This is a genomic window from Pseudomonas sp. GL-R-19 (genome assembly GCF_019956375.1).
In the GTDB taxonomy this organism is placed as follows: domain Bacteria; phylum Pseudomonadota; class Gammaproteobacteria; order Pseudomonadales; family Pseudomonadaceae; genus Aquipseudomonas.
In genome coordinates this window covers 22,928-34,002 of the sequence record NZ_JAHBDJ010000066.1, presented here as the reverse complement: position 1 = coordinate 34,002, position 11,075 = coordinate 22,928, and the positions used below count along the sequence as shown (strand labels likewise).

Annotated in this window: 9 protein-coding genes; 3 read left to right on the top strand and 6 right to left on the bottom strand. The window is 60.4% G+C overall.

Annotated elements, in window-relative coordinates:
* Positions 1-29: 29 nt before the first annotated feature.
* On the bottom strand, positions 30-1,355 hold the full coding sequence (locus KGA83_RS25575) for an APC family permease (protein WP_115947783.1): 1,326 nt from the start codon (positions 1,353-1,355) through the stop codon (positions 30-32).
* Between the two features lie 183 nt (positions 1,356-1,538).
* On the bottom strand, positions 1,539-2,360 hold the full coding sequence (locus KGA83_RS25570) for a carbon-nitrogen hydrolase family protein (protein ID WP_115947784.1): 822 nt from the start codon (positions 2,358-2,360) through the stop codon (positions 1,539-1,541).
* Between the two features lie 124 nt (positions 2,361-2,484).
* On the opposite strand from KGA83_RS25570, the gene KGA83_RS25565 reads away from it, so the two are divergent.
* Both KGA83_RS25565 and KGA83_RS25560 read left to right on the top strand, forming a co-directional pair.
* Entirely contained in the window at positions 2,485-3,285 is an 801-nt protein-coding gene (locus KGA83_RS25565) for a helix-turn-helix transcriptional regulator (protein ID WP_115947785.1), read from the top strand.
* Positions 3,286-3,453: 168 nt separating this feature from the next.
* Positions 3,454-5,073: an FMN-binding glutamate synthase family protein gene (locus KGA83_RS25560; RefSeq protein WP_223531177.1), complete on the top strand. Its 1,620-nt coding sequence runs from the start codon at positions 3,454-3,456 to the stop codon at positions 5,071-5,073.
* Positions 5,074-5,100: 27 nt separating this feature from the next.
* Here KGA83_RS25560 and KGA83_RS25555 read toward each other — a convergent pair whose 3' ends face one another.
* Genes KGA83_RS25555 through KGA83_RS25545 form a run of 3 tightly spaced genes read right to left on the bottom strand, consistent with a single transcriptional unit; the run spans position 5,101 to position 7,923 of the window.
* Positions 5,101-6,609, bottom strand: a complete 1,509-nt coding sequence (locus KGA83_RS25555) for a glucosyltransferase domain-containing protein (RefSeq protein ID WP_223531176.1) — start codon at positions 6,607-6,609, stop codon at positions 5,101-5,103.
* 1 nt (position 6,610) lies between these two features.
* Complete coding sequence (locus KGA83_RS25550) at positions 6,611-7,552, bottom strand: glycosyltransferase family 2 protein (RefSeq protein WP_108216580.1); 942 nt, start codon at positions 7,550-7,552, stop codon at positions 6,611-6,613.
* Positions 7,549-7,923, bottom strand: coding sequence for a GtrA family protein (locus KGA83_RS25545; RefSeq protein WP_223531175.1), 375 nt, complete (start codon positions 7,921-7,923; stop codon positions 7,549-7,551). The genes KGA83_RS25550 and KGA83_RS25545 overlap by 4 nt, the downstream gene beginning before the upstream one ends.
* A gap of 245 nt (positions 7,924-8,168) precedes the next feature.
* Here KGA83_RS25545 and KGA83_RS25540 point away from each other — a divergent pair, with 245 nt between their 5' ends.
* Positions 8,169-9,308, top strand: a complete 1,140-nt coding sequence (locus KGA83_RS25540) for an OpgC family protein (RefSeq protein ID WP_223531174.1) — start codon at positions 8,169-8,171, stop codon at positions 9,306-9,308.
* A 120-nt stretch (positions 9,309-9,428) separates the two neighbouring features.
* Here KGA83_RS25540 and KGA83_RS25535 read toward each other — a convergent pair whose 3' ends face one another.
* A complete protein-coding gene (locus KGA83_RS25535) occupies positions 9,429-10,850 on the bottom strand; it encodes an amino acid permease (protein WP_223531173.1) in 1,422 nt (473 codons plus the stop codon).
* Positions 10,851-11,075 lie beyond the last annotated feature (225 nt).

The following is an 11,075-nucleotide window of genomic DNA, read 5'->3' as shown; positions in this document are numbered from 1 at the left end:
CCAATCCCGGCCGGCCGCCTGACGACGCCTCAGAGCGCTTCCTGGAAATCCATCTCCGGTGGCTGCCGACGGAAACCACCGGTCAACACCGCCAGGTACACCACGCCAATCGCCAGCCAGCTCAGGCCCAGGTAAACCGCCAGGTGATCGAGGCTGACCATCAGCCACAAGTCCGCCGCCAGGCCGATGAACGGGAACAGCAGGAACAGCACGAATTCGCGCGGGCCTTTTTTCTCGCCACCGATCCAGTAATGGAAGATCACCGACAGGTTGACCAGGCTGAACGCCAGGAACGCGCCGAAATTGATGAACGAGGTCGAGGTGGTGACGTCCAATTTCAGTGCCAGCAACGCCACCACCGCGCACAGCAGGATGCTGTTGATCGGCGTGCCGAAGCGTTCGTGCAAGGTGCCGAAAAACGCTTTCGGCAACACGCCGTCGCGCCCCATGGCATACAGCAGCCGTGAACCGCTGGCCTGGGCCGACAGCCCCGAGGCGAACTGGCCGACGATCAGGCCGATCAGGAAGATCGAGACGAACAGGTCGCCACCGATGTTGCGGGCAATTTCGTAGGCCGCCGAGTCGACGCTGTCGAACTGGAACGACGGATGGGCGATCTGCACGAAGTACGACACGCCGACGAAAGTCAGCCCGCCGATCAGGGTGATCAGCATGATCGCCCGGGGAATGGTACGGCGTGGATCGCGGGTTTCTTCGGTCAGGGTGCTGACCGCGTCGAAACCGAGGAACGAGTAACAGGCGATGGCCGCGCCGCTCATGATCAGCGGCATCTGCATGTCGCCGTTGAAAAACGGTTTGATCGACCACAACGGCGTGCTCGCATCACCGCCGACGTAATGCACGCACAACGCGACGAAGGCGATCAGCACCAGGAACTGCACCAGCATCAGCAAGGCGTTGATGCCGTTGGCCAGTTTCAGGCCGACGATATTGATCGCGCTGGTGATGCCGATGAACGCCAGCACCCAGATCCACTGCGGCACGGCCGGGAATGCGGAGTTGAGGTAGGCCGCGCCGATCAGCCAGATCGCCATGGGCAGGAACAGGTAATCGAGCAGCACCGCCCAACCGGCAATGAACCCGAGTTTCGGGCTGATGGCCTTGCGCACATAGCTGTAGGCCGAGCCGGCCACCGGGAACGCCGAGGCCATGCGCCCGTAGCTCATGGCGGTGAAGAACATCGCCACCAGCGCCGCGAGGTACGCGGCCGGCACCATGCCGGCGGTGGATTGGGCGAGGATGCCAAAGGTGCCGAGTACAATGATCGGCGTCATGTAGGCGATGCCAAACAGCACCACCGACCCCAGTGACAGGGTGCGTTGCAAACGAGCCATGAGCGACTACTCCGAATTTTATTGGATTTATGGCAGAGCCGAGTTCGGCGCAAATTACGGGTGTTGTGTTGTTGTTCTTCGACGTTGAGTCAGATAAATCGTAAAAAGATCGCAGCCTGCGGCAGCTCCTACAGGGGACCGCGATCAATGTAGGAGCTGCCGCAGGCTGCGATCTTTTGATCTTCAGCCCTTGGGAATCATCAGCTCCCGTAACCCGGACGCATGCTCAACCCTCTCCCCCGGCAACTTCAGCCGCTGATCATCCAGATACCGATAATCCTGGCGCGCCGCCGTCAACTGGTTCAGATCCAGTTCAACCGCAAACTGCCCTTCCTCGCGCCCGGCTTCGAACAACAATGTGCCCAACGGATCGACCAATGCGCTGCCACCGGCAAACAACAAACCACCGTCCCCCTCTTGCACCCGGTTGACCATCAGCGCAAACGCCTGGTTTTCCTGGGCGCGGGCCATGATCGCGGTGCGGTGGGTCGGGCCGTACGGGTCCATGTTGCCGTTGGTGACGATCAACAGTTCGGCCCCCAGTTGCGCCAGGGCGCGGGCGCTTTCGGGGAATTCGATGTCGTAGCAAATCAGCAGGCCCACGCGCACGCCGTTGAACAGGCAGGTGGCGTAGCGATCGCCCGCCTCGTAGACCCCGCGATCCGAAGCCCACAAGTGCGTCTTGCGGTATTTCAGCGCGATGCCTTCGGGAGTGATCAACAGCGTGGTGTTGTAGAAACGGCCGTTGTCGTTCTCGGCCATGCCGATGGCCACGGCGATATTGCGCTGGCGGGCGGCGGCGATCACCGCACTGACGGACGGTCCGTCCAGCGCCTCGGCCACCTCGTCTACGGACTGCGCCGAAGGGAAGCCCATCAAGTGGCCTTCAGGGAACAGGATCAGTTGCGTATCGGCAGCGCACGCAGCCATCGCCGCCAGGGTGCGTTCGAGGTTGTAGGCCGTGTCGTTGTCACGGCCTGCCAATTGGGCGAGTTCGACCTTCATGGGTATTCCTTGTCATGGGCCGGGCGGCAGAAAGATTGCCCGGTCGGTGTCTGTGCGCCAGTATGCGCAGCAAGCAACCGGGCGGGGAATTACGCCGCTGGGGTAACACGATAGGGGTAGATGCATGGCACTCTCGTTGGACGACATCGCCTGGCACCGCTCGGTGGGGCAACTGATCGACGCTCTGGACAAGCCCAATTTCTGGACCCAGCTCGTCCGGTTGCTGGACCAGTACGTGTCCTTCGACAGCTGGGTGGCCCTGCTTTTCAGCGCCGACCAGCGCCCGCAGGTGTTCGCCGAGTGCCCCGGCGAGGATGGCAGCCCCGACCAGTTGTTCCAGGATTACCTGCGCGGGCTGTACCTGCTCGACCCGTTCTACATCGCCTGCCGCGAGCAATCGCGCACCGGGCTGTATCGCCTGTCCGAAGTGGCTCCGGAGCACTTCGAGCTGACCGAGTATTACCAGCGCTACTTTCGTCTGAATGTGGTGGCCGATGAAATCCAGTTCAATTGTCAGCTCGAGGGCGAGCGCACGCTGTGCCTGTCGCTGGGTAGCACGCAGCGCTTCAGCGGCCAGCAGATCGCCTTGTTGTCGTTGATCCAGCCGTGGGTGCTCGGCCTGTTGCGCCAGCGTCTACCCTATGAAATCAACGAAGTCGTGGCCCTGGCCCCCGCACCACCGCAAGCCGATTGGCGGGTACAGCTGGAGGCCTCGGTGCAGCAACTCAAAGGCGCGCAGTTGACGGCCCGGGAACTGGATGTCGGGCGTTTGATGCTCAGCGGTTGCTCCAGTAAAGAAATCGCCCGTAAGCTGGAAATCTCGGTCGAAACCGTGAAGGTCCACAAGAAACACATGTACAGCAAGCTGGGGATCAAGTCCCAGTCCGAGCTGTTTTCGATTTTTCTGCAGGCACAAACTGCCTGAATGCCAACTGTGGAACGCTTTGCTTTTCATGTGGGAGCGAGCCTGCTCGCGAAAGCGATTTTTCATTCAACATTAATGTCGACTGAACTGCCGCCTTCGCGAGCAGGCTCGCTCCCACAGTGTTTTGTGTTTAGCCAAATTTATTGAGTCCAAACCCAAGGAAACCGTATGAGCCTGTCACTCCTGAGCCGCTACGCCTTCTTTGCCGTCTGCGTGATCTTCACCCTCGCCAGCCTGCCGTTTCTTGAGTACGACTGGCTCTGGCCGATTACCGCCGTCACCGCCGTCCTCAGCCTGATCGGCCTGTTCGATCTGCTGCAAAGTCCCCACGCAGTGCGCCGCAATTACCCGATCCTCGGCAATATCCGCTACCTGGTCGAAGGCATCCGCCCGGAAATCCGCCAGTACCTGCTCGAATCCGACAGCGACGCCCTGCCCTTCTCCCGGGCCCAGCGCTCGCTGGTCTACTCCCGGGCCAAGAACGAAACCGCCGACAAACCCTTCGGTACGCTGATTGACGTGTACCAGTCGGGTTTCGAATTCATCGGCCACTCCATGCGCCCCGCGCCCTTGAGCGACCCGAGCAGTTTCCGCGTCACCGTCGGCGGCCCGCAGTGCACCCAGCCGTATTCGGCGTCGGTGTTCAATATCTCGGCCATGAGTTTCGGCTCCCTCAGCGCCAACGCCATCCGCGCGTTGAACCAGGGCGCCAGGCTCGGCAACTTCGCCCATGACACCGGCGAAGGCAGCATCAGCCCCTATCACCGGGAAAACGGTGGCGACCTGACCTGGGAACTGGGCAGCGGTTACTTTGGCTGCCGCACCAGCGACGGCCGTTTCGACCCGGAACGCTTCGCGGCGCAAGCCCGGACGCCGCAGGTGCGGATGATCGAAATCAAGATGAGCCAGGGCGCCAAGCCCGGCCATGGCGGCATCCTGCCCAAGCACAAGGTCACCAGAGAAATCGCCGAAACCCGCGGCATCCTGATGGGCGAAGACTGCGTGTCACCGTCACGCCACAGCGCGTTTTCCACCCCCATCGAAATGATGCATTTCATCGCACAACTGCGTGAACTGTCCGGCGGCAAACCGGTGGGCTTCAAGTTCTGCCTCGGCCATCCATGGGAGTTCATGGGCATCGCCAAAGCCATGCTGGAGACTGGCATCCTCCCGGACTTCATCGTGGTCGATGGCAAGGAAGGCGGCACCGGCGCCGCGCCCGTGGAGTTCACCGATCACATCGGCGTGCCGATGCGCGAAGGCCTGCTGTTTGTGCACAACACCCTGGTGGGCCTGAACCTGCGGGACAAGATCAAACTCGGCGCCAGCGGCAAGATCGTCAGCGCCTTCGACATCGCCAGTGTGCTGGCTATCGGTGCCGACTGGGCCAACTCGGCGCGCGGCTTCATGTTCGCCATCGGTTGCATCCAGTCGCAGAGCTGCCACACCAATAAATGCCCGACCGGCGTCGCCACCCAGGACACCTTGCGCCAGCGCGCGCTGGTGGTGCCGGACAAGGCCCAGCGGGTTTACAACTTCCACCGCAACACCCTCAAGGCCCTGGCGGAAATGCTCGCCGCCGCCGGCCTCGAACACCCGTCGCAGTTGTCCGCCAAGCACCTGGTGCGACGCATGTCGGCGACCGAGATCAAGCTGTTCTCGCAGTTGCATGTGTTCCTCAAGCCAGGCGAGTTGCTGACCGGTGAGGTGAATGGCGAGTTTTATTCGCGGATGTGGCAGATGGCGCGGGCGGACAGTTTCGAGCCTCATGAAATAGAAGCTGCATGACCTCGCCGCCCCGGTCGAAATCGCACGTCACCAACGCAGCGTTTTGCTCGGGGCCGGCTCCTTCATCACGATAAAACCGTAATCACCGATCAGGTAAATCCGGTAGAACTGGCTATCCACCAGCGGCACATAGCCCTGATAGCCAACCCGCGTCGCGTTGCGCCGCTCCCGCTCCGCCACCACGTTGGTGATACCCGCTTTCGGCAGATTCTCGGCCAGCATGTAAAAGTCGGTATTGAGCAGGTAGTGCAGCACCGGCATCTGCTTGAATGAGCCTGCCGCCGCCGTCAACCAGTAGTCGGAATAAGTCACCGACATATAGATCCGCTTGGCCTCGCGCAGTGCCCGATGGCTGACGATGTCGTAATCAAGGCTGGCCAGCGCCGTGGACGCAAAGGTTTTCTGCACGGTAAGCACCCGACCATAGGCGAACGACAGCGACAACATCGCCAGCAGCGGAATGATCAACAACAGTGGCAGTCGTTCATGGGTCGATGCCAGCGCCAGATGGCTCAAATAGCACAGCAACACCAGCAGCACGGCGAAGCCCATCAAGGTGCGGGCGCCCTCGTTGAAGTCGCGGAAAAACAACGCGACACCGGACACCAGCAGCGTCACCACCGGCAATGTCAGCAAACACATCACGCCGATCAACAGCTTCTTCGGTCCGCCGTCCTGACGCGCCGCTACGTTCAGTCCCAGCCGCACCGCCCCTGCCATCGCCAACAGCAACAACCCACCGAATACCCAGAGCCATCCACCATTGAACAGCAGCACGACTTTTTCCAGGACCCGGGCAATGTTGATCTGGATCTGCAATAGAGGATGCGCCGTCCAATCGAGCAACGCTGTGCGATTGGAGTCCATGAACGGACCAGCACTGACGCTGTAGATCAACCCGCCGAGGATGAGCTGGGCGGCTTTCCAGCCCAGCAGTTCGCCCCATGGCACCGGGGCGGTTTTATCGTTGGCGGCCCTGAGCAACTCCAGGCAACACAGGCCCAGGAACACATTCAGGCTGACCTGGTACAACCCCAGCGCCAGTGCTATCAGGAACGACGGCACCAGCCATTGCACGCTGCGCAAAGGGTGACGAAAGGTGATCGCGTAGATCACCGCCACCAGGCTCAGGGACGTGGTGGGACCGTCGTATTGATAAGACAGGTTCTGCAGGAAGAACGGGTTGTACCAGAGCGGCAACAGCACCAGGCAACAAGCGACGGTGGGTTGGCGGAAGTAATGGAACGTCAGGCTGGTCAGCGCCGACGCCATGGCCAGCGTGGCGATCAGCAAGGGCAAGGGAAAGATGTTCGGCGCGGCATGGCTGAAAGTCAGGGCGTTGTAGAACAACTGGGCGAACAGTCGCCCCTGTTCAGCCCAGGCCATGCCCGCCGCCAGCGAGCGCCAGTTGTCATCGATGTAGGGGAAGTCCGCGAGGATCAACGGCAGGACATATAAGAAGGTTGCGAACAGAAAAAACCGCCAGACCTGATGCCGGCTGAGCTCGCGAACGAGGAAGTCGTTGAACCGCCCCATGCTAACGCCCGCCCCTGTCTTTACCGCCGACGATGTCCTTGATCACGTAGCGCGGCCGGTGCTTGGCCTCGATATAGATGCGACCGATGTATTCGCCGAGGATGCCGATGCCGATCAGTTGCACGCCGCCGAGAAACAGGATCGCCGTCATCAGCGACGGATAACCGGGGACGCTGTTGCCGAAGAGAATCTTGTCCAGCACCATGTACACCGCGTAAAGCACCGCGAAAATGGAAATGCCGCCACCGACGTAAGTCCACAAGCGCAGCGGCACGGTGCTGAACGAGGTCACGCCTTCCAGCGCCAGGTTCCACAGCTTCCAGCCATTGAACTTGCTGCTCCCCGCCACCCGCCCGGCCCGCTCATACTCCACCACCGCCGTGTTGAACCCGGCCCACGACAACACGCCTTTCATGAACAACTGGTGCTCGGGCAAGGAACGGATCACGTCGACCACCTTGCGATCCATCAGCCGGAAGTCCCCGACATTTTCCTCGATTCGGGTGTAGGCGATGCGATTGAGCACATGGTAGAAAATCGACGCGCTGTGGCGCCTGAGGTAGCCGTCGACGTCGCGATTACGGCGCTTGGCGAGTACCACATCGGCGCCCTTTTGCCATTGTTCGACCAACAACGGGATGACACTGATCGGGTCCTGCAGGTCGACATCCATGGGAATCACGGCATCGCCGCCGGCATGTTCCAGACCGGCAAACAGTGCCGGTTCCTTACCGAAGTTGCGCGAAAAATTGATCAGCATGACCTGATCATCCGCCTGGGCCAGTGCCGTAGCCTGTTCGGCCGTGCGGTCGCAGCTGCCATCGTTGATGAACACGATTTCGACCTCGGCATCGCGCAGGTGCAACTCGCGTCTCACCGCCTGATAAAACAGGTTGATCGCCTGCTCTTCATTGAACACCGGGACAATGAGCGAGATTTTCATCGATCACGCTCACGAAACACCACGTATTTGGAATACAGGAAGCCGAACACCAGGCTCAACGCCGAAAACAGGGTCACGGTGAGCAAACCGTGCAATCGCCAGACGTCGCCCAGATGGCCGACACCCAGACTCAACGCCCCCATACCGAAAAGAAATAGCAGATAACCTGCGACCGTGGCACTGGCGGCGAAGGTAAATTGCGCGTTCATGTAGAAGGAAAACGAGGCAGCCACGCAGAAGGCTGCCAGGTTGCTGAGCGCCTGACTGAGGCCGGCTGCCACGCTCAACAGGAAAAATACCTGCCAGTGAATCAGGGTGTTGGCGACCCCGATCACCGTGTAACTGGACAGCCCCTTCCACAACAGTCTCATGTGAGGCTCCCGTTTTAAGAGCGTTGCGCTCATTAATATTGGAGCCTGTCTACTGTCAGAAAGCGCAGGTTAACGGACCTTTCAGACCAGCGGTTGAGCCTCGGGGCAATGCCCGAGACATCCGGTAATATCCCGGTTTTGCAATTGCTCGTGAATCAGTCCACCCTGCGCGCCGCCGCTTGGGCGCGGGGCCTTTTGCGCCCACGGCCGATCCCATTTTTACCTGCTGTTACGAGCCTGCTGTCATGACGTTAGCGCGCGATCACCGGATCGACTTTTTTCGTGGTCTGGCACTGATCTTCATCTTCTGGGATCACGTGCCCCACAACCCGTTGGGGCAAATCACCCTGCGTAACTTCGGTTTCAGCGATGCCGCCGAGGTTTTCGTGTTTCTTGCAGGTTTCGCGGCCGTGCTGGCATACGGCAAAGTCCTGGCGCGCGAAGGCGTTCTGATCACCTGCGTGAAAATCCTGCGTCGGGTGTGGGTGCTCTACGTGGTGCATATCTTCCTGCTGGCGATGCTGATGGGCATTGTGTTTTTCGCCAACAGCCATGTGGAAACACGGGACCTGGTGGAGGAAATGGGCATGCATCACTTCATCAGCAACCCGCAGCAGGCCCTGATCGATGAACTGCTGTTGCGCTTCAAGCCGAACCTGATGGACCCGTTGCCCCTGTACATCGTGCTGTTGGCGGGTTTGCCCCTGGTGCTGCCCGTACTGGTGCGCAAGGCCTGGGTGGTGGTCGCGATGTCATTGGCGCTGTATCTGATGGTGCCACTGGCGGGCTGGAACCTGGCGGCCATCAAGGACGGCGTGTGGTATTTCAACCCGGTTGCCTGGCAGTTGCTGTTCGTACTCGGCGGTGCCGCTGCGATTCACAGCCAGCGCCCGCGCCTGCCCGACACTCGCCCATTGCTACGCCAGCCGTTGTTTGTCAGTGCGGCGCTGTATGCAGTGGCCGCGGGCGTGATGACCGTCCTGTGGCGCTGGCCAGATCTACACGATGCCGTGGTGCCGGCGAACCTGAAGAACCTGCTGTATCCCATCAGCAAGACCGACCTGTCCCCCGTGCGCCTGCTGCATTTCCTCGCATTGGCCTACGTCACGGCGAAGCTGATTCCCGACAGCGGATGGACGCAAAACTGGCTCGCGCAACAAAGTTGCCGAATGGGCCGTTTCTCCCTGGAGATTTTCTGCCTGGGCGTGTTGCTGGCGCCCTTGGCGGACATGGTCAATGCGTTGACCGACGATGCTGTTGCCATGCAGATCTTCACGGCCCTGGTGGGGGCCGGGTTGATGGCGTTGCTGGCGACCTGGCTTGAGTTCAATAAGCGTTTGAACCGTACTGCTCAGGCAGCCCAAGGATCGACCGCAATATTGTAGGAGCGAGCTTGCTCGCGATGGACTCAAGAACGCCGCGCTTTGTCAGTAAACACGCGTCTTCGTTAAAAACCATCGTCGGAACGCCGCCCGGAGCGAACTCGCTCCTACAACGGTTACGACTTACGAAGCCGAACGCACCGCACCTTGCGAAACATTCGTCGGTTGCAGCTTGAACATATAGAACAGCACCGTCAGCAGCACCAGGAACGCAGGTCCCACATACAACGCCACGCGGGTGTCCGGGAAGTACGCCATCAGGCTGACCACCAGCACCAGGAACGCCAGCGCCAGATAAGAGCTGACGGGGTACAGCCACATACGGTATTTCAGGCCGGCCGCTTCGTTGGCGCTCAGGCCTTTGCGGAATTTGAGCTGGGCCAACAGGATCATCACCCAGGTCCAGATCGCGCCGAAGGTGGCGATGGACGTCACCCAGACAAAGACCTTCTCCGGTACCAGGTAGTTCAGCAGCACGCCCAGCAGCAAGGCGAAGATCGACAGCAGCAGCGCACGCCGCGGTACGCCGTTGTTCGAGGTCTTGGCGAAACCCGCCGGGGCCTGGCCGTTCTGCGCCAGGCTGTAGAGCATGCGCCCGGTGCTGAAGATGCCGCCGTTGCAGGACGACAGTGCCGCGGTGATCACCACGAAATTGATGATGCCGGCTGCGGTCTTGATGCCCAGACGCTCGAAGGTCATTACGAACGGACTGCCCTGGGTACCGATTTCGTTCCACGGGTAGATCGACAGGATCACGAACAACGCACCGACATAGAACAGCAGAATCCGCCAGAACACCGAGCCGATCGCATTGGGGATGGTTTTCTGCGGGTTCTTCGCTTCACCGGCGGTCAGGCCGATCATCTCCACACCCAGGTAGGCGAACATCACCATCTGCAGCGACATCAGCACGCCAGTTACACCGTTGGGCATGAAACCGCCGTGGCTCCACAGATTGGAGATGCCCAGGGCCACGCCATCGTTGCCGAAACCGAAGGCGATGATGCCGATGCCTCCGAACACCATCGCAACGATAGTGACGATCTTGATCAGGGCAAACCAGAACTCGAACTCACCGAAGGCCTTGACTGCGATCAGGTTGATCGAGCCCATGCTGATCAACGCCGCAAGCGCCCAGATCCAGCGCGGCACGTCGGGGAACCAGATGCCCATGTACACCGCCACGGCAGTGATTTCCGCGACGCAGGTCACCAGCCACAGGAACCAGTAGTTCCAGCCGGTCAGGAAGCCCGCCAGCGGGCCGAGGTAGTCCTGGGCGTAACGGCTGAACGAGCCGGCGACCGGGTTGTGCACGGCCATTTCGCCGAGGGCACGCATGATCACCAGGATCGCCAGACCGCCGATGATGTAGGACAGCATGATCGCGGGGCCGGCCATTTGGATGGCCTTGGCTGAACCGAGGAACAGACCGACGCCGATACAGGCACCGAGTGCCATCAGGCGAATATGCCGCTCGCCGAGTTCACGTTTAAGCGGACCGCCCTGAGCGGTCTCGCCGTTAGGCTGGTGATTGCCTACGGGCATAAGGGGCACCTCATCTTGTTGTTGGATATGACCACCGAGCGTTGAAGCCCCCGACCGATAAGCCAGTTGCTTCGAGTAACCGGGCCTGCCTTGTAAGCAGAACCATCCTGTAGGACAAAACCTGCAAGATCAGCGGGTCGGGCAGTATAAAAAGCTGACGACAGAGACATTCACTATATAAACCACTAAATTCAGCCATAAACCCCGGCAATAACGCGACTTTTG